The following is a 22,119-nucleotide window of genomic DNA, read 5'->3' on the forward strand; positions in this document are numbered from 1 at the left end:
CGAGTGCCCATGTCGAGCCCATCGCGCCCGCGCGTCTTCGTGTCGCGTCGCCTCTTCCAGGAAACCCTCGACCTGATCGCGCAGCACGCCGAGATGGACGTGTTCGATTGCAGCGGCAGCCCGACGCCGGAGGAGCTCGTCGCGCGCACGAAGAAATGCCATGGCCTGGTGGCGCAGGGCACCGATCGCATCGACGCGGCGTTCCTCGACCAGTGCCCGGACCTGCGCGTCGTGTGCAACGTGGCGGTCGGCTACAACAACATCGACGTCGCCGCAGCGCGCGAGCGCAAGGTGGTGGTGACCAACACGCCCGACGTCCTCAACGAGGCGTGCGCGGCGCTCACGTGGGGGCTCATCCTCGGGGTCACGCGGCGCCTCGGCGAGGGCGAGCGCACTCTGCGCGCCGGGCAGTGGAAGGGGTTCCAGCTCGATTTCCTGCTCGGCATGGACCTGGTGGGCAAGACGCTGGGCATCATCGGCATGGGGCGCATCGGCCAGGCCGTGGCCGCCAAGGCGGCGGCCTTCGGGATGCGCGCCATCTACATGCGCTCGCCCCGTCGGCCCGACGAGGTGATCACCGGCCCCGATGGCGCGCCCTACGAGGGCACGACCCTCGAGGAGGTGCTGCGGCGGTCCGACGTCGTCACACTGCACTGTCCGCTGTCGCCCGAGACGCACCATCTGATCAACCGCGAGTCGATCCGGCTGATGAAGCCCAGCGCGTACCTCGTGAACATGGCGCGTGGGCCGGTCGTCGAGGAGGCGTCGGTCGTCGCGGCGCTCGAGAACGGCTGGATCGCCGGCGCGGCCCTCGACGTCTATGAACTCGAGCCGGTGGTGCATCCCGGGCTGCTCAAGTTCGAGAACGCGTTCCTCATCCCGCACCTGGGCAGCGCGACGCGCGAGACACGCACCGCGATGTGCAACCTCGCCGCGCGCAACCTGATCGAGGTGCTGGAAGGCCGCGCGCCGGTCACACCCATCCCGGGGAGCTTCATTGACGTTTAACGTTTGACGCTGAACGCCGAACGCATGGCGCACCGTCACCGGATGTAGCCGTCGGGCTTGCCCGACGGTCTGCGCTCGCTCGCGATACCACTGACCGTTGCCCAAGGGCAACGGCTACACTGCCGCCTCGGATGCCGCCAACGATCACACGCGCCGTCGCCGTGCCGACGCTTCGTCCGCCGCTTCCCATCGCGCCGACGCTGACGAAGCTCGGTCGCGCCATCAGGTCGCTCGAACTGCCGGCCATCGAGAAGATCGCCGAGGAGTTGAAGGGCGACGCCTTCCAGGTGCTGATCTCGACGATGCTGTCGGCGCAGACCAAGGATGCGGTCACGCTCGCGGCGTCGCTGCGGTTGTTCGCGGTGGCGCCAGACCCCGCCGCGCTCGCGCGCCTCTCCACGGCCCGCATCGAGAAGCTGATCTACCCGGTGAGCTTCTACCGGAACAAGGCCGTGCACCTGAAGGAGACGGCGCGTATCCTCCTGCGTGACTTCGGCGGCCGGGTGCCGACGACGATGGACGAGTTGCTGACCTTGCCTGGTGTCGGACGCAAGACGGCGAACCTCACGCTCATCGTCGCCTGCCGGAGCGCCGACAACATCTGCGTCGACACGCACGTGCACCGCATCGCCAACCGGTTCGGCTGGGTGCGGACGCGGACGCCGGAGCAGACCGAGCGTGCGCTCTACGACGTGTCGCCGCGCAAGTGGTGGTCGACCATCAATCTGCATCTCGTCACGTGGGGGCAGCACGTGTGCAAGCCGGTGTTTCCGCAATGCGGCCGGTGCATCCTGAACGAGGCCTGCCCGAAGATCGGCGTCGTTCGAGAGGGGCGTGTGGCGTGAGTCATCCGAGACGGACCTTCCTGGCTTCCGGGGCAGCGGCGCTCGCCGCCTCCGGTACGCGGCTGCGGGCCGGCGGGGCGTGGGCGCAGGCAACCATGCAGGGCAAGCGGTTCGTGCGACAGGCGTCGCCGGAGAATCTCGAGCAGGACTTCGGCGGGCTCGCCGACTTCATCACGCCGACCGACGAGCACTACGTGCGCAGCCACTTCGCGGTGCCGCCGGTCGACGCCGCGTCGTGGACACTGTCGGTGAAGGGCGCCGTCGGGCAACCGTACACGCTGACGCTCGCGCAGTTGCGCGCCCTGCCCAAGGTGTCCCGTGTGGTCACGCTGGAGTGCGCGGGCAACGGACGATCGTTCCTGGTGCCGGCCGTGGGCGGCGTGCAATGGGAGCGCGGCGCCGTCAGCACCGCCGAGTGGACGGGCGTGCGCCTCGCCGACCTGCTGGCCAGGGCTGGCGTCGCCACCGACGCCACGCGCGTCGTCTTCGACGGCCTGGACCGGGGCGAGGTGAAGAACACGCCACTGCCTGCCGGCCCCATCAACTTCAACAGGAGCCTGTCGCTGGCCGAGACGAAGGCACGTGACGTCATCGTCGCGTATGCCATCAACGGGACGCCGCTGCCGGCCGCGCACGGCGCCCCGGCGCGGCTCATCGTGCCCGGCTGCTACGGCATGGCGTCGGTCAAGTGGCTCTCGTCGATCGAGGTGATCAAGGGCGAGTTCGGCAGCTACTGGGAGACGACCGACTACGCGTACTGGGACCGGTCGAGCGGTCGCCCGCTGCGTCGTCCACTGCTGGGCATGCAGGTGAAGTCGCTGATCGCGCGGCCGTCTGCCGCCGGGAAGGTGGTCCGCGGCAGCACCACGGACGTGGTGGGCGCAGCGTGGAGCGACGGCAACGTGACCCGGGTCGAGGTGAGCACCGACGGCGGCGCGACCTGGCGTGATGCCGAGTTCATGGACCCGGAGAGTGCCTACACGTGGCGGCGTTGGCGCTTCCGCTGGCAGGTGCCGGCCACGGCCGGTCAGGCCGTACTCATGTCGCGCGCCACCGACGCGCAGGGGCGGACCCAGCCGATGACGCGGAACAACGACTGGGGCACGTACGTCATCCACCACGTGGTCCCCGTCCCGGTCACGATCGCCTGACGGTCGACCTTGAAGGTCGACCGCCACGGACTTCGAGAGGCGCGGCGATCCATGCGTGCCCGTCGACCTTCAGGTCGACGGTCCGTGATTCCCGGCAGAACCCATTCCTTCCCATGTCCGAACACAGCGCCGTCGTCTCCTGGGATCGGTACACCGCGACGTTCACCGACGGCCGCTACAGCCGGGCGCACCGGTGGACGTTCGATGGCGGCGCCACGATCCCCGCGTCGTCGTCGCCGCACGTGGTGCCGATCCCGATGTCGGACCCGCTCGGCGTCGATCCGGAGGAAGCCTTCGTGGCTGCGCTGTCGAGCTGCCACATGCTCTTCTTCCTCTCGTATGCCGCCAGGCGCGGCTTCGTGGTGGACCGCTACGAGGACCATGCGGTCGGCACGATGGGCAAGGACGAGGCGGGCGTGCTCGCGATGACGCGGGTGGTCCTGCGCCCCGTGGTCGTGTGGGCGGGCGAGGCGCAACCGTCGCCCGAGGATCTGCGGGCGCTGCACCACGAAGCCCACGCGTCGTGCTTCCTCGCCAACTCGGTGCGCTTCCCGGTGGTCGTGCACGAACCCTGACGGATGGACCTGCAGTCGCAGTTCGGCCACATCGACATCTACCTGTTCGACCAACTGCTGCGTGGACGCATCGCGCCTGGCATGCGGGTACTCGACGCCGGCTGCGGCGGTGGCCGCAACCTCGTGTACCTGCTGCGCGAGGGCGTCGACGTGCATGCCGTGGACATGGACCCGCAGGCGGTCGCGTACGTGGGTGAGATGGCCGAGGCACTCGCGCCGCGCCTGCTGCGCGAGCAGATCCGGCTCGGGCACGTCGAGGCGCTGCCCTGGCCAGACGCCTGGTTCGACGTGGTCATCAGCAACGCCGTCCTGCACTTTGCCCGCGACGACGCGCACTTCGATGCGATGGTGCGGGACATGTGGCGCGTGCTCGCGCCTGGCGGCATGCTCTTCGCGCGCCTCGCGTCGAGCATCGGCATGTCGCAAGCGCTCGAACCCCTCGGCGATGGACGCTACCGCTTGCCCGACGGCTCCGAGCGCTACGTGGTCGACGAGGACCGTCTGATGGAGAGCACCAGCGCCCTCGGCGGCACCCTGCTCGACCCGCTCAAGACGACGGTGGTGCAGGGCATGCGCTGCATGACGACGTGGGTAGTGCGACGTGACGTTTGACGTTTGGCGCCGAACGCCGAACGCCGAACGGTCGCCGGACGTAGCCGTCGCGCTTGCGCGACGGTCAGGGGCACATCAGGGCCGGCGTCTGGCTGCCGTGGTAGCGTGGGCGGCAGGATTCGAGACCCCATGATGTCGCGCATCGCCTTGTGGATGGCCTGCCTCATGCTCGTTGCGGCGGGGCAGGCATCGGCCCAGCCCGTCGTCCCGTCGCCGGACCGCCCCAACATCGTCGTGATCCTTGCCGACGATCTCGGCTACGGCGACCTGTCGTCCTACGGTCACCCGACCATCAGGACCCCGCATCTCGACCGCCTGGCCGCCGAGGGGCAGCGGTGGACGAGCTTCTACGCCGGCGCGCCCGTCTGTTCGCCGAGCCGCGCCGCGCTGCTCACGGGGCGGCTGCCGGTGCGCACCGGCGTCTACGGGAGAGAGAACCGCGAGTCCGGCAACCAGAGCGGCCCTGGCGTCTTCTTCCCTACATCCACGACGGGCCTGCCCTCGTCGGAGGTGACGATCGCCGAGATCCTGAAGTCGCGTGGCTACGCGACCGCCGTGATCGGAAAGTGGCACCTCGGACACCAGCCGGAGTTCGTGCCGCAGCGACAGGGCTTCGATCTGCACTTCGGCCTGCCGTACTCGAACGACATGGATCTCGCGCCCGGGGTGAAGGGTGGCCGCGAGATCATGTTCAACCCGCGATCCGAGTACTGGCGCGTGCCGCTGCTGCGCGACGGCCAGATCGTCGAGCAGCCGATCCAGCAGGAGACACTGACCCGGCGCCTGACCGACGAGGCCGTCCGCTACGTCGAGGCCAACCGCGAGCGCCCCTTCTTCCTCTACCTGGCCCACCCCATGCCGCACATGCCCCTGTTCCGTTCCCGCGAGTTCGAGGGACACAGCGTGGCGGGCGTCTACGGAGATGTCATCGAGGAGCTCGATGCCAACGTCGGCCGGCTGATCGACGCGCTGCGACGCAACGGCCTCGACCGACGGACGCTGTTGGTGTTCACGAGCGACAACGGTCCGTGGCGCCTGTATGACCAGCACGGTGGTTCGGCCGGGCCGCTGCGCGACGGAAAGGCGAGCACCTGGGAGGGCGGCGTGCGCGTCCCTGGCATCTTCTGGGCCCCGGGCCGCATCGCCCCGGGGATCGTGTCGGGCATGGGTGCCCACCTCGACCTGCTGCCGACGATTGCCGCCATGACCGGCGCGTCGGTGCCGGGGGATCGGGTGCTCGACGGCGTCGACCTCGGCCCATCGCTGTTCCGGGGCAATCCCAGCGCCCGGCAGTCCTTCATGTACTGGCGTGACGACGAGCTGATGGCCTATCGCGAGGGGCCGTGGAAGGCCCACTTCGTGACACGAGGCGCCTACGGCCGGGGCGAGCCACGCGTCGAGCACGCCACCCCGAAGCTGTATCACCTCGACATCGATCCCGGTGAACAGTTCGACGTGGCTGCGCAACATCCCGACATCGTCGCTCGGCTCACCGCCGCCGCGAGTCGCCAGCGGGCGTCGCTGCCGATGGCAACGCCGCTGCTCGCCGTGCGCTGAGGGACGCTGACGCGGGCGGTGACCTGCCGCATCGTGAGCGACGTGACGGCTGTCGCGGGCTCACGCCGGGTCGAGCCGGTCGCAACGGCTGACCCTGACTCGGGAGCCTCGGTGTGCTACCGTCGCGACTTCACAGCATGGCTCTCGTACGATTCACTCCGACGTTGCAGCGGCATGTCGCGTGCGGTGACGTGCGCGTCCCTGCCTCGACCGTGCGCGATGCCCTCGACGCCGTCTTCACGACGACGCCCGCGTTGCGCTCCTATCTGGTGGACGAGCAGGGCGCGTTGCGCAAGCACGTGACGGTGTTCGTGGACGGCGCGCCGGTGCGCGACCGATCGCGGCTGAGCGATGCGCTCGAGCCCGACAGCGACATCGACGTCATGCAGGCGCTGTCAGGAGGCTGAGGCCGCCGGCGTCCCTCCCGCGTCACCGGCGACCGATGATTCGGCGTCGCGACCGCCGTCTCTCTCGGTGGCGGCAGATCAGGCCGCCCCGTGACTGCTGCCGGCGTGACGAGCGAACGGTAACTGCCGACTGCCGACTGCCGGCCCGTGACTGCCGTCTGCCGACTGCCGACCGCGAAGGACTGTCCGATGCCCTCGACCCTGCTCGTTTCCACCCGCAAGGGCCTGTTCACGTACGCCAGCGACGCCAATGGCCTGTCGATCGCCGAGGCCGCGTTCCTGGGCGACCCCGTCACCTTCGCCCTGCACGATCCGCGCGACGGCACGACGTACGCTGCGCTCAACCTCGGTCACTTCGGCTGCAAGCTGCATCGTCGCGACGCCGGAGGCGCCTGGCAGGAGGTGGCCGCGCCGGCCTTCCCGCCAAAGCCCGATGATGCGCCGGTGGTGCGCGATCCGATGCGTGGCGAGGAAGTGCCCTGGAAGGTGCAGCAGCTGTGGGCGCTGGCGCCCGATTACTCGCAGTCCGGCGCGCTCTGGTGCGGCACCATCCCGGGCGGGCTGTTCCATTCGACCGATCGCGGCCAGACGTGGCAGCTGAACATGCCGCTCTGGATGCTGCCCGAGCGTGAGAAGTGGGGCGGCGGGGGCTACGACTGGCCGGGCATCCACAGCGTGGTCACGCATCCCGATCATCCCGAGCGCGTCACGATCGCGATCTCGACCGGCGGCGTCTGGCGGAGTGACGATGCGGGACGGAGCTGGCGGGTGTCGAGCCACGGGATGCGCGCCGAGTACATGCCGCCCGGGCAGGAGTACGACCCGATCGCGCAGGACGCGCACCTGATGGTGGCGTGCCCCTCGCAGCCGGAGTCGCTCTGGGTGCAGCATCACAACGGCATCTTCCGGTCCGTGGACGGTGGCGTCGCATGGACGGAGGTCACGGCGGCCAGGCCGTCCGCGTTCGGCTTCGCGGTGGCGGTGCATCCCGGCCGGCCCGACACGGCGTGGTTCGCGCCGGCGATCAAGGACGAGCGCCGCATCCCCGTCGACGGTCGGGTGGTGGTGTCGCGGACGCGCGACGGCGGGCAGTCGTTCGACGTGCTCGGCCAGGGTCTGCCGGACGCGCACGCGTATCACCTGATCTATCGACACTGCCTCGTGGTGAACGACGACGCGTCGGCGCCACGGCTGGCGATGGGCAGCACGACCGGGTCACTCTGGACGAGCGCCGACGAGGGCGACACGTGGACGCGCGTCAGCGCCGACCTCCCGCCGATCTACGCCCTCGCGTGGACGGCAATTTGAAATTTGAACTTTGAAATTCTCGCGGGGCGCGGCTTCGCCGTCGCCCTTCGTGATGGCTCGCGCGGCAAGGCCGACAGGCCGGCCGCCGACCATTTTCAAATTTCCAATTTCAAATTGCGCGTCTCAGCTTGCTGTGGCGGTAGCCGTAGGCGAAGTACACCACGAGGCCGATCGCGAGCCAGATGAAGAAGCGCTCCCACGTCGGCCAGGGCAGCTGCGCCATCAGGTAGCCACACGACAGGATGGCCAGAATCGGCACTGCCGGTACGAAGGGCGTGCGGAACGGGCGGGGGGCGTCGGGGTTCGATCGCCGCAGCACCAGGATCCCCACCGCGACGAGCACGAAGGCGAACAGGGTGCCGATGTTGGTCAGTTCGACCACTTCATCGATGTTGGCCAGCCCGGCGAGGGTGCCGACGAAGAGGCCCGTGAGGATCGTGGTGATGTACGGGGTCTGGTACTTCGGGTGCACCTTGGCGGCCCACTGCGGGAGCAGCCCGTCGCGCGCCATCGAGAAGAAGATGCGCGGCTGGCCCATCTGGAACACGATGAGCACCGACGTGGTGGCGAACACGGCGCCGGCCGAGATGATCCCGGCGGCCCAGTGCATGCCGAGCGCGGAGAAGGCCGTCGCGAGTGGCTCGGCGGTGCCGAGCTGGTCCCACGGCGTCAGCCCGGTGAGCACCAGCGCCACGGCCATGTAGATGACCGTGCAGATCACGAGGCTGCCGATCATGCCGATGGGCATGTTGCGCTGCGGATCCTTGGTCTCCTCGGCCGCCGTGGACACCGCGTCGAAGCCGATGTAGGCGAAGAAGATGATCGCGGCCGCGCTGCTGATGCCGGCGAACCCGTTCGGCGCGAACGGCGTCCAGTTGTCGGGCTTGACGTAGAACACGCCCACCGCGAGGAAGAACGCGATGATCACCAGCTTGAGCACCACCATCGCGGTGTTGAAGCCGGCGCTCTCGCGTACGCCGCGTACCAGCACCCACGTGATCGCCATCACCGACAGGAACGCCGGCAGGTTGAAGAGGATCGGCACGCCGGCGATGTGTGGCGCCTGCATCACCGCCTGGGCGTTGCGGATCACGGCCGGCCCGAGGTCGGCGAGGTTGCCGTTGGCGGCCTGGTACTCGGCCAGCGCCCGATAGGCGGTGCGGTAGTCGGTGCCCAGCCACAGCGGCCACGTGATCCCGAAGCCGCGCAGCAGTTCCTGGAAGTAGCCCGACCACGAGATCGCGACCGCGACGTTGCCGATCGCGTACTCGATGATCAGGTCCCAGCCGATGATCCACGCGACCAACTCGCCGAGCGTGGCGTACGAATAGGTGTAGGCAGAGCCCGCGATCGGCACCATTGCCGCGAACTCGGCGTAGCAGAGCGCCGCGAAGCCGCAGGCCAGGGCCGTCAGGACGAACGAGATCACCAGCGCCGGGCCGGCGCCCAGGTGGTGCGCGCCACCGGCCGCGGCACTGCCCACGGTGGAGAAGATGCCGGCGCCGATGATGGCGCCGATGCCCAGCGAGATGAGCTGGACCGGCCCGAGCGACCGCGCCAGGCGCGGCCCCCCGTGATGATCGGCGTCGCTCGTGAGCTGGGACAGCGGCTTGACCGCGAAAAGCTGGGACACGCGGAACTCCCTGATCTGGTCTGGAGGAAACTCCGCAACAAGGTACACCAGGGAATGCTGCGATGCCGGGAATGCGGGGAACGGGGGAACCCGAACGCCGGGAATGCCGAACGCCGAACGCCGAACCAAGGCCCAAGGCCCAAGGCCCAAGGCCCAAGGCCGAAGGACCAAGGACGACGGGCGAAAGGCATGGCACAGCTGGCCGCGCCGTGCCACGTCAGGCACCTGTTCATCCGCGCAGCGTGGCGCGTTGTTGATGGACATGCGCCAGTTCCTGACCCGTGCCGTCCTGCTCATCGGCCTGCTCGGCGTCCTGCCCGCGGTTGACGGGGTGCGGGCGCAGGTGCGGGAATTCGACTGGTACCCGGAGTTCCGGCGCTGGCTGCAGGCCGAGGTGCCACGCGACCAGCGCAGCCCCGACGCGGTGGCGGAGCGGTACCGCGCCCGCCTCGCCAAGGAGGGCGTGTCGGCAGAGGAAGCCGCGCGTCGTGTCGCGCTGCTGCAGACCCGCCGGCAGGACCTCGAGAACGACTTCTGGAACCGGTTCTTCACCGTCGACGCGCCGCGGTTCAACACCAGCCCCAACGCCTTCCTGGCTTCCGTCGTCGAGGGGCGGCGCCCGGGGCGGGCCCTCGACGTCGGCATGGGCGAGGGGCGGAACGCCCTGTTCCTGGCCAAGCTCGGATGGGACGTGACCGGGTTCGACCCCGCCGACCGCGCCGTGGCGCTCGCCCGAGAGCGGGCGGCGACGATGAAGCTCAGGCTCGACGCCAGGGTCGCGATGGACTCGACCTTCGACTTCGGGCGCGAGCAATGGGACCTGATCGTCTACAGCTGGGTGCCTCCGACGGGTTCGGTGACCCAGGCGATTGCCGGGCTCAAGCCGGGCGGCATCATCGTCGTGGAGGCCGGCAGCGCGTGGTTTCCGCCCAACGGCCTGCTGCGGCAGTTCGAGGGGCTGCGGGTCGTCCACTACGAGGATCGGCGCGACACGTCCGACTTCTTCGACCGCAGCCAGATGGACGTGGTGCGCCTGGTGGCCGAGAAGCGGTAGGGGTAACGCCTCACGTCTGACGTGTAACGCCTGACGCTGAACGTCAGCCGAGGCGCCATGTAGAATCGCTCCATGTCGCGCATGCTGTCGCTCGGAGTGCTCCTCGTGGCGCTGGTCCTGGTCGGCCAACCCGCGATGCGAGCGCAGGCGGGGGCCCCTGCCAAGGGCCCGCAGATCGTGATGGAGACCGACAAGGGCACGATCGTCATCCAGACGTGGCCCGACAAGGCGCCCAAGACGGTGGCGCACATCGTCGATCTCGTGAAGAAGAACTTCTACAACGCGCAGCGCATCCACCGCGTCGTGAAGGGACAACTGGTGCAGTGGGGCGACAAGATGTCGCGCGACATGACCTACCGCGAGTGGTGGGGGCGCAGCCCGGGCGGCAGCAGCGGCCAGCCGATCGGCGTCGCAGAGTTCACCAAGGGCCTCAAGCACCGCCCCGGCAGCGTCTCGATGGCGCACTCGGGCAACCCCGCCGCCGCCGACAGCCAGATCTTCATCTGCCTCTCGGCGATGCCCAACCTCGATGGCAAGCACGTGATCTTCGGCGAGGTCACGCAGGGCCTCGACGTCGCCAACAAGCTGGCCGTCGCCGATCGCCTGAAGCGGGTGACGGTGAAATAGGCTCAGGGCTCGAGGCTCACGGCTCAGAAAGCACGAGTCCGGGCCAGGGCGCAGAAACCCTGTCGACTAGCCGAGGGCCAGGCCGCCCCGTCCTTCGACTGCCGACAACGCCACGAGATGCTGAGTGACCTTCGACATTCGCGGCATTCCCGGCATCCCGGAATGACAGGAATCAGAAGAGCCCTTCCGTCCTGATCACGTCGGCCAGGTGCGGGAAGCGCTCGACGAAGGTGCGCGGGAACGGCGCCTCGACCGGGTCGCCGACCCGCGCCCGCAGTTGTGCGGCGTTGGCCACGGCGTTACCGGCGAAGTGGTTGTTCGTGTAGAGGTACAGCTTCTTACCCAGCGCCGCGGCCGCGGCGGCGACGTCGACGAACGGCTCGAGTTCGTCCTTCGAGTACAGGTAGTTGTAGCGGTCCTCGGACGCGTCGTGGTCCCACCATTGCGCTGCGTTGCGCCCGTGCAGGCGCGCGTAGGCCCACGGACGCTGTCGCAACTCCTCGACGAACACCTCTGGCGACTGGTACACCGAGGTCCGGAACTTCGGCTCGTCGATCAGCACCCACGCCGCGCCGGCCGCGTCGAGCAGGGCGAGCGTCTCGGGTCGCGCGTCGCTCCACGATCGATGCCGCAACTCGACGGCAAGGGGGACATCGCGCAGCGCCTCGGTCAGCCACGCCAGGTAGGCCATCGCCTGCTCCGTCGCCTGGAAGCTCGCAGGAAACTGCGCCAGCACCGGGCCGAGACGCCCGGCGTCGAGCAGCGGGGTGAGCGCGTCGAGCGCCGCGTCGAGCGCCGCCGGCGCCGGCTTCGGCACGACGTCCTTGTCGCGCGCCGAGGGCGCGTGCATGCGCGGATGGGTGAACTGCTGATGGAGCTTGACGGCGAACTCGAAGCCCGGCGGCGTCCGCTCCACCCAGCGGCGCGTCATCGATGTGTCGAGGTCGCGATAGAACGAGGCATTGACCTCCACCGTGCGGAACCGCTGCGCGTACCACTCGAGTTCATCGGCGCCGCCCCGGGCCTTCGGCGGCGGGTACACGATCCCCGTCCACGCACCGCGGCCGCGCGGGTAGTGCCACCCGGAGGTGCCGATCTGGATCAACGGGACGTGCTCGGCCATTGCTACAATTCCAGGTGAGGCCCGGGCACGCCGCGCCCGACCGTCCTCCCGATCCTCCCATGTCTGCCCCGGCCCTGACGATCACCGAGATCTACCCGTCCATCCAGGGCGAGTCGACGTTTGCCGGGCAACCCTGCACCTTCGTCCGGCTGACGGCCTGCGACCTGCGCTGCCGCTGGTGCGACACCGTCTATGCCTTCACCGAAGGCCGCAAGCAGTCGGTGGAGGACGTCCTTGCCGAGGTGCGGGCGATCGGCCTGCCGCTCGTCGAGCTGACCGGCGGTGAGCCGCTGCTGCAGAAGCAGGCGATCCCGTTGATGCAGGCGCTGATCGACGAGGGCTACACCGTGCTCCTCGAGACCGGCGGGCACGTGCCCATCGGTGACGTCCCGGCCGGCGTGCACCGCATCGTCGACGTGAAGTGCCCGGGCAGCGGCGAGGCCGAGCGCATGCACTGGCCCAACCTCGACATGCTGACGCAGCGCGACGAGGTGAAGTTCGTCATCGCCGACCGGCTCGACTTCGACTACGCCAGGGACGTCGTCACCACCTACGACCTCGCGGCCCGGTGCCGCGCCGTGCACCTCTCGCCGGCCTGGGGGCTCGTGCCGCCGGCCGATCTCGCGGCCTGGATTCTGGAGAGCCGCCTGCCCGTCCGGCTGCAACTGCAGCAGCACAAGTACGTGTGGGAGCCCTCCGCACGCCGAGTCTGACGTGGACGCCGCACCTGCCATCCTCCTCCTCAGCGGGGGACTCGACTCGTACACGGCCGGCGCGATTGCGAAGGCCGAAGGCTTCCGGCTGTTCGCCCTGACGGTGCGCTACGGCCAGACCCACGTCCAGGAGATCGAGGCGTCGCGGCGCGCCGCCCGCGCGCTCGGCGTGGAGCGTCACGTCGAGCTCGACCTGGACCTGCGCGACATCGCCCGGTCGGCACTGACCGGCGCCGGCGCCGTGCCGCTCGATCGCGACGTCGCGACCGCGCACGACATCCCGAGCACCTACGTGCCGGCCCGCAACACGATCTTCCTGTCGCTGGCGCTCGCCTGGGCGGAGACCGTCGGCGCCTCCGACATCGTCATCGGCGTCAACGCGCTCGACTACTCGGGCTACCCGGATTGCCGGCCCGAGTACGTCGCCGCCTACGAGGTGATGGCGCGGCTGGCGACGGCGGCTGGCGTGGGCGGGCGGCCGCTGCGCATCCACGCGCCGCTGCAGCACCTCACCAAGGCCGACATCATCCGCCGCGGCCTGGCGCTCGGGCTCGATTACGGCCTCACGCACTCGTGCTACGCCCCGACACCGGATGGTCGGCCGTGCGGGCGTTGCGACAGCTGTCAGTTACGCGCGCGCGGTTTCGCCGACGCCGGCGTCCCCGATCCGGCCCTCCGCCCCGCCGCGCCCGACTCCCGATTCCCGTCTCCCGACTCCCGTCTCCCGACTCCAGACTCCCGACTCCCGACTGCCGACTGCCGTTCAGTGATGCCCCCGACGACCACCTTCGCCGTGACCGACGCCGAGATCGCCTCGGCTTACCCCGTGATGCGACAGCTGCGCCCGCACCTCGACGAGGCCGCGTTCGTCGAGCGGGTGCGCGCCGCGGAGCGCCTCGGCCTGCGGCTCGTGCTGCACGCCGACCGGGGCCGCGTCGTCGCCGTCGCCGGATTCCGGCTGCTGGAGCAGTTGAAGAACGGGCTCGTGCTCTACGTCGACGATCTGGTCACCGACGAGGGCGAGCGATCGAAGGGGCACGGCGACGCCCTGCTGCACTGGCTGGTGGCCTACGCGCGCGAGCAGGGTTGCGTGGCCTTCGAGCTCGACTCCGGCGTGCAGCGCCACGGGGCCCATCGCTTCTACCTGCGCCACCGGATGCGCATCAGCGCGTACCATTTCGTCATCGACCTGTAACGCGGATCGCGGATCGCGGATCGGGAGGCCGCCGCCGGTGTCTCGTCCCGGCGTGAAGCCGTCGCCCTCGGGCGACGATGGCGATGCCTGCGCGAAGGCGACGACCTCCCTTCCGGCGTTCCCGGCAATCCCCTCTCCGTGTAGGCTACGTTCTCCATTTCCCGGAGAGCCTGCCGTGATTGCGCGTTGCCCTGCTGGCCTGCGTCATCGCCCTGATTGCCACCGCACCCCGGCCCGCGGCCCAGGGGCGGGCCGAACGCCCCAACGTCATCGTCATCCTCGCCGACGACATGGGGTACGGCGATCTCGGGTCGTACGGGAATCCCACCATCCGCACGCCCCACCTCGATCGACTCGCGGCGGAGGGCCAGCGGTGGACGAGCTTCTACGCGGGAGGCCCCGTATGTTCCCCGAGCCGCGCCGCACTGCTCACGGGCCGCCTGCCTGTCCGCAGCGGTGTCTACGGCCGCGAGAACCCGACGACCGGCGCCAACAGCGGCCCCGGGGTGTTCGGCCCTTCGCTCCCGACGGGGTTGCCCTCGTCCGAAGTGACCATCGCGGAGATGCTGAAGGCACGCGGGTACGCCACCGCGCTGATCGGCAAGTGGCATCTCGGCGATCGTCCCGAGATGCTCCCGTCGACCCAGGGATTCGACCTGCACTTCGGGTTGCCCTACTCCAACGACATGGACCCGGCCCCTGGCCTGCGGGTGACGCGCGACATGATGCTCGAGCCGCGCTCCGAGTACTGGGCCGGACGGCTGCTGCGCAACGGCGAGGTCGTCGAGCGCCCGATCCAGCAGGAGACGCTCACCGAACGCCTCACCGACGAGGCGATCCGCTTCGTGGACGCCAACCGGCGTCGGCCGTTCTTCATGCTCCTGGCCCACCCGATGCCGCACGTGCCGCTGTTCCGATCGAAGGCCTTCGCGGGTCGTAGCGCGGCGGGCGTGTACGGCGACGTGATCGAGGAGCTGGACGCCAACGTCGGTCGCCTGATCGCGGCGCTGCGCCGTGATGGGCTCGACAGGCGCACCCTGGTCGTCTTCACCAGCGACAACGGCCCGTGGCGGGTGTACGACCAGCAGGGCGGATCGGCAGGTCCCCTGCGCGACGGGAAGGCGAGTACGTGGGAGGGCGGCTATCGCGTGCCCGGTATCTTCTGGGCTCCCGGGCGCGTGGCGCCGGGCACGATCCGGCAGATCGGCGCGCACCTCGACCTGCTGCCGACCATCGCCGCCCTCACCGGCGCCACCCGCCCGACCGATCGGCCCCTCGATGGCGTCGACCTCCTGCCGACCCTGCAGCGTGGCGAGCCGAGCGCGCGGACGACCTTCGGTTTCTGGCGCAACGACGAACTCATGGCCTTCCGCAGTGGCCCCTGGAAGGCGCACTGGGTGACGCGCGGGGCGTATGGTCGGGGCGAGGCGAGGGTGGAGCACGATCCGCCGAAGCTCTATCACCTGGACATCGACCCCGGTGAGCAGTTCGACGTGGCCGCCAGCCACGCAGACGTCGTGGCGAGACTGACCGCGGAGATGCAGCAGTATCGCGCCTCGATCGACATGCCGCCGCCGCTGCTGCCCGTCAGGTAGGGCCCCACGGCGACACGCGGCACTCGCCGCGCGCCCTGCCGGCTGGAGCCTGATCGGCGCCGTCGCGCGTCCTACCCGACATGACGCGTGCGCGTGTCCGTTCCCTGGGGTCCGCGATGGTGGCGTTCCTCGCGGCGGGTGTCCTGCTGGCTGGACAAGCGGGGACGCCTCATCCCGTGTCCGGACGGATCATCGCCGGCGTGATGGGCCACGAAGGGGCGCCGTGGCTCGATCGACCCGAGCGCGAGGCGGAGGAACGTCCCAGCCTGGCCATCAAGGCCCTGCAACTGCGGCCAGGCATGGTGGTGGCCGACTTCGGCGCGGGCTCCGGCTATTACACGGAGCGGCTCGCCCGGGCCGTCGGCCCGACCGGCAAGGTGCTCGCCGTCGACCTGCAGCCGGAGATGCTGGAGATGGTCGGGCGCCGCGCGAAGAAGGCGGGCCTGACCAACATCGAGCTGGTGCGCAGCACTCCCGAGGACCCGCGCCTGCCGGCCGGCGGCGTCGACCTGATCCTCATGGTGGACGTGTACCACGAGCTCGCCTCCCCCCAGCGCGTGCTGCGCGCCATGAAGGCCGCCCTGTCACCCACCGGCCGCATCGCGATCCTCGAGTTCCGCAAGGAAGACCCGGAGGTGCCGATCCGGGCCGAGCACAAGATGAGCGTGGCGCAGGCCACCCAGGAGTTCGGCGCCGAGGGCCTCGTCCTCGACCGGCGCGTGGACTCCCTGCCCTGGCAGCACCTGTTGTTGTTCCGGGCACGGTAGACGCGCCCAGCCTCAGATCAGGGTCAGCGTGTCGTTGACCTCGAGCGCCATGGCTTCCTGCCGGAGCTCGCCCTTCAGGACCTTCACGAACGCCACCACCTCGTCGAGGTGCCGGTGCAGCGCCGCCCGGCTCACGAACGTGTTGACGATGAAGACCTGCTCGGCCACGAGGCCAGCTACGTGACTGTTCCAGACGCCGGTGGCTTCGCGGCTGGTGGCGCCGCCGAATCGCTTGGCGAGGAAGTCGAGCGCTCGCTGCACGTGGGCCGTGGTGTCGGCCCGCGCATCGACGTCGACGGTGGTCGGAATGAACAGGGCGATGCGGTTGTTGCGCTCGAGCCGGTTGGAGATGCGATCGACCGCGTCGTGCAAGGCTGCGGGGACGTCGCCGCCGCTCCGCAGCCACTCGCCGAGGGCGGCCTCGTCGTCCACGCTGGGGATCTCCACGTCATTGCCGTCGGCCAGCGTCTCGCCAGACGCGGCCCCACCGCTGACCACGGTGAGGACCGTGGCGTCAGGTCGCAGGTACCGACGGAGCGTGCCCGCCGCGGCGCGCGCGGCCCGCATCGCGTCGGCGTCGCGCGGGACCAGCAGGAGCACATCGGTCGCCTCGTCCAGCAGGAGCACCGCCTGCGGATCGGGCGGACGAGCCAGGTCCATTGCGTTGGTGATGACCAGGTTGTCGTAGATCGAGACGAGCTGCTCGATCGCCAACGACGCGGTCTGGAGCGAAGTGGTGTCGGGCGTCGCCGCGAGCACCTCGAAGCCGTCCGGATGCGCGTGGTTTCCCTCCGTAGCCGGGAGCTGCAGTGCCGCGGCCATGCCCGTGCGGTCGTTGAACGCCGTGTACGCGGTGCGCGTGCCGGTGGCCAGGCGCAGCCGACGCGCCAGCGCCAGGGCCAGCGCCATGGCGCCGCCCTCGTCGGGCGCATGGCACACCAGCACGCACCGGGCCTGCCGGCCTTCGCGCGTGAGGCGCCTGTTGGCATCCACCAGATACCCACCCAGCAATCGGGCGAGCGCAATCGCCGCCGCCGGCCAGGCCAGGAGCAACTCGAGGAAATCGGCGCGATGGAAGGCCAGGGCGTCGACGGTGCTCACGGCCTCGACGTTGGCCGACCGCGGCCGATCCTCGAGGATGCCGACTTCGCCGAACGTCGCCCCGGTCATCAGGTAGCCGAGCGTGAGTGCCTCGTGTCGCCCGATCACCCGCTTGACGGCGACGATCCCGTTGACGAGCAGGTAGACCGCATCCGACGGGGCGCCCTGGCAGACGATGACGTCGCCCGGTTCGAACCGCCGGACCGTCGCCCGAGCGGCCACCGAGGCCAGCGTCTCCGGCGGCAGGTCGGCGAACAACGCCGACGAGCCGAGTGCCGTCACGATGTCTGCGTGTGTCATGGCCAGGGTGCAGGCGCGCGTCGTGACCGCGAGGCACCGACTGGGCGCGCGAGCGAACGGGCATGATGATCCGGGCGTCGGCATCGGTCAAGCCGGCGCCCCGACGGACAGGTGCACGCGAGGCCCGCTGCCTGTACGCTGTGGGCGTGTCCGTCCGACTCTATTACGACGACCCTGCGTTGCTCGCCTTCGACGGCATCGTCACTGCGTGCGAGCCCGATCCGGACGGGCGCGGCCATCGCGTCGCCCTCGACCGGTCCGCGTTCTACCCGACGTCCGGCGGACAACCCCACGATCTCGGGCACCTGCGCGTGGACGGGCATGTGCTGCCGGTGTCGGACGTGGTCGCCGACGAGCGCGACGAGGTGTGGCACGTCGTCGCCGAGCCGATCGAGGTCGGCCGGCAGGTGGTCGGCGAGATCGACCGCGGCCGGCGCCACGACTTCCGCCAGCAGCACACCGGCCAGCACATCCTGTCGGCGGCCTTCGACTACCTGCTCGAGGCGCGGACCGAGAGCGTGCACCTCGGGCTCGAGGCCTGCACGCTCGACCTGCACCGGGAAGTCTCGGCCGAGGAGTGCCGTCGGGCCGAGGACTACGCCAACTTCGTCGTGTTCGGCAACCGGCGCGTGAGCATCCGCTTCGCCGACGCCGACACGCTGGTGGACGAACCTCGACTGCGCAAGCAGACCGGGCGCACCGGCATGGTTCGGCTCATCGACATCGAGGATCACGACCTCTCGGCGTGCGGCGGCACGCACGTGCACAGCACCGGCGAAGTCGGGATGATCGTCGTGCGCGCCACCGAGCGATTCCGTGGCGGCACCCGCGTGACCTTCCTGTGCGGCCGCCGGGCGCTCGAGAGCTACCGGGACCTCCGCGACGCCGTCGACGCCTCGGCGCGCGCGTTGTCGGTGGCGGCCACCGACGTGCCCGACGCCATCGCGAAGCTCCGCGACGACCTGAAGCAGGAACAGCGGCGCGCGCGGGAACTCGCCGATCGCCTCGTGACGCTCGAGGCGGCGTCGCTCGAGGCGCGCGTCGATCCTGCCGGGGTGCTCGTCGCACACCTGCCCGATGCCGACGCACAGGGCGTGCGGCAGGCCGCATCGCAGCTGGTGTCGACGCCCGGCCGCCTGGTGGCGCTCCTCGGTGGACCGTCGCCGCACGCGCTGGTGATTGCCCGCAGCGCCGATCGCGAGGCCGACGCCGGCGCGCTGGTGCGGCAGGTGTGCGCCGCGCATGGCGGCAAGGGCGGTGGGCGCCCCGACCTCGCGCAGGCCGGCGGCGTCGTCGTCACCGTCGATCAGTTGCGGTCGTTCCTGGGGTAGGGCGCGGTGTCCCACCGCGCCGTTGGGGACGGCGGGATGAGGACATCCCGCCCTACCTGGGTGACGCCTCGAGGTAGGGCGCGGTCTCCGACCGCGCCGCTGTGGAGCCCGGCCGGCCCGGCCGGCCGGGCTCCACAGCGGCCCTGGCCGGTTAGCGGCCAAGGCGATGGGTGTCAGCGTCGATGGTCGCCACGACCTCGCGCATGCGGCGTGAGGATGTCGTGACGCTCCATCACCGCGTCATGCGCGCTGCGCCAGGGGGCGCACCCTGGGCCGAGCCCCGCGGGCCTTCAGCGCATGCCAGAGGTCCCACTTGGCCTGGAGCGTCAGCCAGATCTCGGCGTCCCACTGCGTCAGCGCCTCGAAGAGCAACGCCGTGTCCGCGCTCACGCCTCGACGTCCCCGGACGATGGCGTTGAGGCGCTGGAACGGAATGTTCATCCGCCGGGCGGCCTCGACCTGCGACACGCCCAGCGGCTCCAGGAATTCCTTCAGGAGCATCTCACCGGGGTGGGTCGGCGGACGGTGGGTCGGAAGCATGTCGATGCCCTCAGTGGTAATCGGTGCAGCGCACGTCGAACGCGTCGGAGCCTTCGAACCGAAAGACGATTCGATACTGATCGTTCACGCGCACGGCGTGCTGGCCTGCCAGATCGCCAGTGAGCGCGTGCAGGCGGTTTCCGGGCGGCACCCGCAAGTCGTCGAGCCTCGTGACCGCGTCGATCTGATCCATCTTTCGTCGGACGATCGGCCACAGTTCCTTCGGGATCCGTCGGGCGGCTCTCGAGTTGACACCGTTCCAGATGTCCCGGGTCGCGTCGTCGGCCAGCGTCCAAATCACCGCGTAGCACTATAGCACGGTTAGTGTGCTATTGTGCCGCGCTCGAGCGTGCACGTGCGCTCGAGCGGCCGATATCGGAAGACCCGCGCGGCCTGCCGATGCGCTTCCGAACGATTTCGCCAGGACCTTGCGTTCGGATTGCTGTGCGGCGTCGACGCGACCGCACAGGTTGCTGGGCGTCAGCGGCGATGTTCGACACGACCTCGTGAATGCGGCGCGATGCTGTGCTGGCGCGTCCGCGTTCTTGAACGCGCGCAGGGTGTTGGCGATCCATCCCGCTCGGCGAGCGAGACGGGCCCCGTGCTGACAGTACGTGGCTCGGTCTTCGGCTTCACCCTCCCGTAACACTCGCTGCTGCTGGTTGACCACGGCGCTATCGGAGAACTGGATTGCCTCCCCGCCTACGCCATCGTTCGGATGGACTCTTGGTCTGAAATGTCACGGCCGGCGGGCGCGGTTCGTAGGACGGGTGAACCAGCTTCGACAAGCGCGGCCGGCTTCAGCACACAGCTGGATCGATCGGGCGCGCACTAACTGAGCTGCACACAGGGAGACGCGGGCAAATCACAGGAGCTATCCGCGCGCCCGGCACGAGCAGCAGAAAGGCTTCCACCTCATCAGATTCGCCACGCTGTCGTTGCTTAGTTGTTACTGGACGACACGACTCTCCTTCGGTATCATCCGCCCCAACCACATCGTTGCTCGCCAAAGCATGTAAGTAACAACATGTCGGCTTGGGCGCCTCAGGTGTGCGTTCAGCACGGGCTGCGCTATGTCCTCACAGAGGGGAGCGAAAGATGATCTCTCGTCGATGCCTTGGTCCGCTCGCCGTGATGCTTTCCGTGGTGCACGTTTGGATGCCAGCAATAGCGCAGACATGCACGACGCCGCTGTTCTCCAGCTTGTCAGGCAGTCGCGGTGGTAACACCGTGGTCTTGAACCAGCCGCAGCCGAACGGTAATCCCAACTATGAGTATGTGCCGTCAATCATGCAGGACGGCGTATATCGGATGTGGTTCTGCCAAGGCAACTACGGACCAGCTGGCCAGTACTACGGCGACCGCATTTCGCTAAGCACCGCCACTTCCTTATCCGGGCCTTGGAGCGCGGCCACGGCGGTGTTCCTACCGTCAGGCGGCAGTGCGTCGAACTTCGACTACTTCCACGTCTGCGATCCCTCGGTCGTGCGCGTCAACGGCGTGTACTACATGTACTACGGCGGGCACAACAACATTCCCTATGGTCAGCCCGGTCATCGGACTACGGCGATTGGCGTCGCGACGAGCACGAACGGTACCTCCTGGACCCGGATGAATGGCGGCGCTCCGATCATCACGGCGTTCCTTGATGAGAACAATCCTGGGTACGCCGCCGAGCCGAACAAGTACGGCGCGGGCCAGCCAAGCGTTGTGTTTCTGGATGGGTACTTCTATCTCGCATACACCGATACCACCGGCTTCGACAGCAACCCGGTCAATGGCGCCGGCATCTATGTCCTGCGATCGACCGATCCGACCTTCCAGTCGGGCGTAGAAGAGCTCACCTCGGCGGGATTTGAGACGAGGACAGCGCTGACATGGACCAGGCATTCGATCATTGAGGCATTCTCGGTCGACATCCAGTTCAGCGATATGGTCGATGGCTTTGCAATCGTGGACGTAACATCTCCTGGCGGCATCAAGCACATGCGCGTGAGCTTCTTCAATCGTGCCATGACAAGTCATCTCGTCACATCGCCGCTGTCCGAGATCTACATCGCCGGCGACTGGTCCGAAGGTCCCGGCATTGTCTCGCGGCCCGACAAACACTCGGTTCCCTCCGCTACCAACTGCGACCGAATCCCGATCGACATCATCCGGTCCGTCGGCGCCTCGGTGTTCGATGGTCTCGCGCACGTCGGGGTGGACATCAACACCGGGCTATCGTGCTCCTGCGCCCGATTGCCCAAGGTGTTCGAGGATCAGGGACTCGCGCCGACGGGCTTCCCGTGGGCAATCGTGAAGGATGGACAGCGGTTGCACTTCCAGCTGCTAGGGCCGATGCAGCAGCTGACCAAGAACTTCTACCCGGTCACGAACACGATCTACTCGGCGATTCCTGGAGGCGCGTCGATGTTCTCAGGTGACCCGGTCTACTACTCAACTGGCACGCCAGGCGCCTTCTACCTGAACGATGGGCGGCTCTGGCCGGTGAGTTGTCTGGCGGCGGTGACTGCCAACAACTCAAGCATGACGTTCATCCCGTTGTGGCAGTGGTCGTCGTACCCCATCGGCCCCGCGCTGTTCTGCGTGCAGTGAGTTGCATCTTGAGGGAGCGGCGGCCACGCCGCCCCCTCAACTCGGGCTGGCTTCAGGCCGTGGACAGGTATACTGCGCC

General features: G+C 69.0%; 21 protein-coding genes. 16 read left to right on the forward strand and 5 right to left on the reverse strand.

Annotated elements, in window-relative coordinates; all coding sequences use genetic code 11:
* Positions 1–9 precede the first annotated feature (9 nt).
* The 8 genes from TBR22_RS03385 (at position 10) to TBR22_RS03420 (ending at position 7,463) form a co-directional block, all read left to right on the forward strand.
* Positions 10–1,008 (forward strand): D-glycerate dehydrogenase, encoded by a 999-nt coding sequence (locus tag TBR22_RS03385; protein ID WP_239491544.1) that lies wholly within the window; start codon positions 10–12, stop codon positions 1,006–1,008.
* A gap of 161 nt (positions 1,009–1,169) precedes the next feature.
* Entirely contained in the window at positions 1,170–1,853 is a 684-nt protein-coding gene (gene nth, locus TBR22_RS03390; RefSeq protein WP_239491545.1) for an endonuclease III, read from the forward strand.
* A complete protein-coding gene (locus TBR22_RS03395) occupies positions 1,850–3,004 on the forward strand; it encodes a sulfite oxidase (protein WP_239491546.1) in 1,155 nt (384 codons plus the stop codon). The genes nth and TBR22_RS03395 overlap by 4 nt, the downstream gene beginning before the upstream one ends.
* A 113-nt stretch (positions 3,005–3,117) precedes the next feature.
* Positions 3,118–3,579, forward strand: coding sequence for an OsmC family protein (locus TBR22_RS03400; RefSeq protein ID WP_239491547.1), 462 nt, complete (start codon positions 3,118–3,120; stop codon positions 3,577–3,579).
* Between the two features lie 3 nt (positions 3,580–3,582).
* Entirely contained in the window at positions 3,583–4,191 is a 609-nt protein-coding gene (locus tag TBR22_RS03405; RefSeq protein ID WP_239491548.1) for a bifunctional 2-polyprenyl-6-hydroxyphenol methylase/3-demethylubiquinol 3-O-methyltransferase UbiG, read from the forward strand.
* 129 nt (positions 4,192–4,320) lie between these two features.
* The gene (locus TBR22_RS03410) at positions 4,321–5,748 is read left to right on the forward strand and encodes a sulfatase (protein ID WP_239491549.1); all 1,428 of its coding nucleotides are present in this window, start codon (positions 4,321–4,323) and stop codon (positions 5,746–5,748) included.
* 137 nt (positions 5,749–5,885) lie between these two features.
* Entirely contained in the window at positions 5,886–6,155 is a 270-nt protein-coding gene (locus TBR22_RS03415) for a hypothetical protein (RefSeq protein ID WP_239491550.1), read from the forward strand.
* A 189-nt stretch (positions 6,156–6,344) separates the two neighbouring features.
* Positions 6,345–7,463 carry a hypothetical protein gene (locus tag TBR22_RS03420; protein WP_239491551.1) on the forward strand — a complete coding sequence of 373 codons (1,119 nt, stop codon included), beginning with the start codon at positions 6,345–6,347 and terminating at the stop codon, positions 7,461–7,463.
* A 109-nt stretch (positions 7,464–7,572) separates the two neighbouring features.
* Here TBR22_RS03420 and TBR22_RS03425 read toward each other — a convergent pair whose 3' ends face one another.
* Positions 7,573–9,096, reverse strand: a complete 1,524-nt coding sequence (locus TBR22_RS03425) for an amino acid permease (RefSeq protein WP_305068767.1) — start codon at positions 9,094–9,096, stop codon at positions 7,573–7,575.
* Between the two features lie 262 nt (positions 9,097–9,358).
* On the opposite strand from TBR22_RS03425, the gene TBR22_RS03430 reads away from it, so the two are divergent.
* On the forward strand, positions 9,359–10,150 hold the full coding sequence (locus TBR22_RS03430) for a bifunctional 2-polyprenyl-6-hydroxyphenol methylase/3-demethylubiquinol 3-O-methyltransferase UbiG (protein WP_239491553.1): 792 nt from the start codon (positions 9,359–9,361) through the stop codon (positions 10,148–10,150).
* A 72-nt stretch (positions 10,151–10,222) separates the two neighbouring features.
* The gene (locus TBR22_RS03435) at positions 10,223–10,777 is read left to right on the forward strand and encodes a peptidylprolyl isomerase (protein WP_239491554.1); all 555 of its coding nucleotides are present in this window, start codon (positions 10,223–10,225) and stop codon (positions 10,775–10,777) included.
* A 172-nt stretch (positions 10,778–10,949) separates the two neighbouring features.
* Here TBR22_RS03435 and TBR22_RS03440 read toward each other — a convergent pair whose 3' ends face one another.
* Positions 10,950–11,900, reverse strand: coding sequence for a DUF72 domain-containing protein (locus TBR22_RS03440; RefSeq protein WP_239491555.1), 951 nt, complete (start codon positions 11,898–11,900; stop codon positions 10,950–10,952).
* Positions 11,901–11,959: 59 nt separating this feature from the next.
* On the opposite strand from TBR22_RS03440, the gene TBR22_RS03445 reads away from it, so the two are divergent.
* The 4 genes from TBR22_RS03445 to TBR22_RS03460 all read left to right on the forward strand — a co-directional run bounded on the left by TBR22_RS03445 (position 11,960) and on the right by TBR22_RS03460 (position 16,170).
* Positions 11,960–12,613 (forward strand): radical SAM protein, encoded by a 654-nt coding sequence (locus tag TBR22_RS03445; protein WP_239491556.1) that lies wholly within the window; start codon positions 11,960–11,962, stop codon positions 12,611–12,613.
* A gap of 1 nt (position 12,614) precedes the next feature.
* Positions 12,615–13,808, forward strand: coding sequence for a 7-cyano-7-deazaguanine synthase QueC (gene queC, locus TBR22_RS03450; RefSeq protein WP_239491557.1), 1,194 nt, complete (start codon positions 12,615–12,617; stop codon positions 13,806–13,808).
* A gap of 179 nt (positions 13,809–13,987) precedes the next feature.
* The gene (locus tag TBR22_RS03455) at positions 13,988–15,403 is read left to right on the forward strand and encodes a sulfatase (protein ID WP_239491558.1); all 1,416 of its coding nucleotides are present in this window, start codon (positions 13,988–13,990) and stop codon (positions 15,401–15,403) included.
* An 80-nt stretch (positions 15,404–15,483) separates the two neighbouring features.
* A complete protein-coding gene (locus tag TBR22_RS03460; RefSeq protein ID WP_239491559.1) occupies positions 15,484–16,170 on the forward strand; it encodes a class I SAM-dependent methyltransferase in 687 nt (228 codons plus the stop codon).
* A 12-nt stretch (positions 16,171–16,182) separates the two neighbouring features.
* Here the strand turns inward: TBR22_RS03460 and TBR22_RS03465 are convergent, their stop codons facing one another.
* Entirely contained in the window at positions 16,183–17,571 is a 1,389-nt protein-coding gene (locus tag TBR22_RS03465; RefSeq protein WP_239491560.1) for a cyclic nucleotide-binding domain-containing protein, read from the reverse strand.
* Positions 17,572–17,717: 146 nt separating this feature from the next.
* Here TBR22_RS03465 and TBR22_RS03470 point away from each other — a divergent pair, with 146 nt between their 5' ends.
* A complete protein-coding gene (locus TBR22_RS03470) occupies positions 17,718–18,902 on the forward strand; it encodes a DHHA1 domain-containing protein (protein ID WP_239491561.1) in 1,185 nt (394 codons plus the stop codon).
* Between the two features lie 240 nt (positions 18,903–19,142).
* Here TBR22_RS03470 and TBR22_RS03475 read toward each other — a convergent pair whose 3' ends face one another.
* Together TBR22_RS03475 and TBR22_RS03480 are read right to left on the reverse strand one after the other, a co-directional pair.
* Positions 19,143–19,442 (reverse strand): HigA family addiction module antitoxin, encoded by a 300-nt coding sequence (locus tag TBR22_RS03475; RefSeq protein WP_239491562.1) that lies wholly within the window; start codon positions 19,440–19,442, stop codon positions 19,143–19,145.
* Positions 19,443–19,452: 10 nt separating this feature from the next.
* Complete coding sequence (locus tag TBR22_RS03480; RefSeq protein ID WP_239491563.1) at positions 19,453–19,743, reverse strand: type II toxin-antitoxin system RelE/ParE family toxin; 291 nt, start codon at positions 19,741–19,743, stop codon at positions 19,453–19,455.
* Between the two features lie 797 nt (positions 19,744–20,540).
* On the opposite strand from TBR22_RS03480, the gene TBR22_RS03485 reads away from it, so the two are divergent.
* Positions 20,541–22,040: a hypothetical protein gene (locus TBR22_RS03485; protein ID WP_239491564.1), complete on the forward strand. Its 1,500-nt coding sequence runs from the start codon at positions 20,541–20,543 to the stop codon at positions 22,038–22,040.
* Positions 22,041–22,119: the final 79 nt, after the last annotated feature.

Source organism: Luteitalea sp. TBR-22, from assembly GCF_016865485.1.
In the GTDB taxonomy this organism is placed as follows: Bacteria; Acidobacteriota; Vicinamibacteria; order Vicinamibacterales; family Vicinamibacteraceae; genus Luteitalea.

Coding starts and splice junctions, on each gene's coding strand:
- TBR22_RS03385 (WP_239491544.1), top strand. CDS start 10: ATGTCGAGCCCATCGCGCCCGCGCGTCTTCGTGTCGCGTCGCCTCTTC.
- TBR22_RS03400 (WP_239491547.1), top strand. CDS start 3,118: ATGTCCGAACACAGCGCCGTCGTCTCCTGGGATCGGTACACCGCGACG.
- TBR22_RS03405 (WP_239491548.1), top strand. CDS start 3,583: ATGGACCTGCAGTCGCAGTTCGGCCACATCGACATCTACCTGTTCGAC.
- TBR22_RS03410 (WP_239491549.1), top strand. CDS start 4,321: ATGATGTCGCGCATCGCCTTGTGGATGGCCTGCCTCATGCTCGTTGCG.
- TBR22_RS03415 (WP_239491550.1), top strand. CDS start 5,886: ATGGCTCTCGTACGATTCACTCCGACGTTGCAGCGGCATGTCGCGTGC.
- TBR22_RS03420 (WP_239491551.1), top strand. CDS start 6,345: ATGCCCTCGACCCTGCTCGTTTCCACCCGCAAGGGCCTGTTCACGTAC.
- TBR22_RS03430 (WP_239491553.1), top strand. CDS start 9,359: ATGCGCCAGTTCCTGACCCGTGCCGTCCTGCTCATCGGCCTGCTCGGC.
- TBR22_RS03435 (WP_239491554.1), top strand. CDS start 10,223: ATGTCGCGCATGCTGTCGCTCGGAGTGCTCCTCGTGGCGCTGGTCCTG.
- TBR22_RS03440 (WP_239491555.1), bottom strand. CDS start 11,900: ATGGCCGAGCACGTCCCGTTGATCCAGATCGGCACCTCCGGGTGGCAC.
- TBR22_RS03445 (WP_239491556.1), top strand. CDS start 11,960: ATGTCTGCCCCGGCCCTGACGATCACCGAGATCTACCCGTCCATCCAG.
- TBR22_RS03460 (WP_239491559.1), top strand. CDS start 15,484: ATGACGCGTGCGCGTGTCCGTTCCCTGGGGTCCGCGATGGTGGCGTTC.
- TBR22_RS03465 (WP_239491560.1), bottom strand. CDS start 17,571: ATGACACACGCAGACATCGTGACGGCACTCGGCTCGTCGGCGTTGTTC.
- TBR22_RS03475 (WP_239491562.1), bottom strand. CDS start 19,442: ATGCTTCCGACCCACCGTCCGCCGACCCACCCCGGTGAGATGCTCCTG.
- TBR22_RS03485 (WP_239491564.1), top strand. CDS start 20,541: ATGATCTCTCGTCGATGCCTTGGTCCGCTCGCCGTGATGCTTTCCGTG.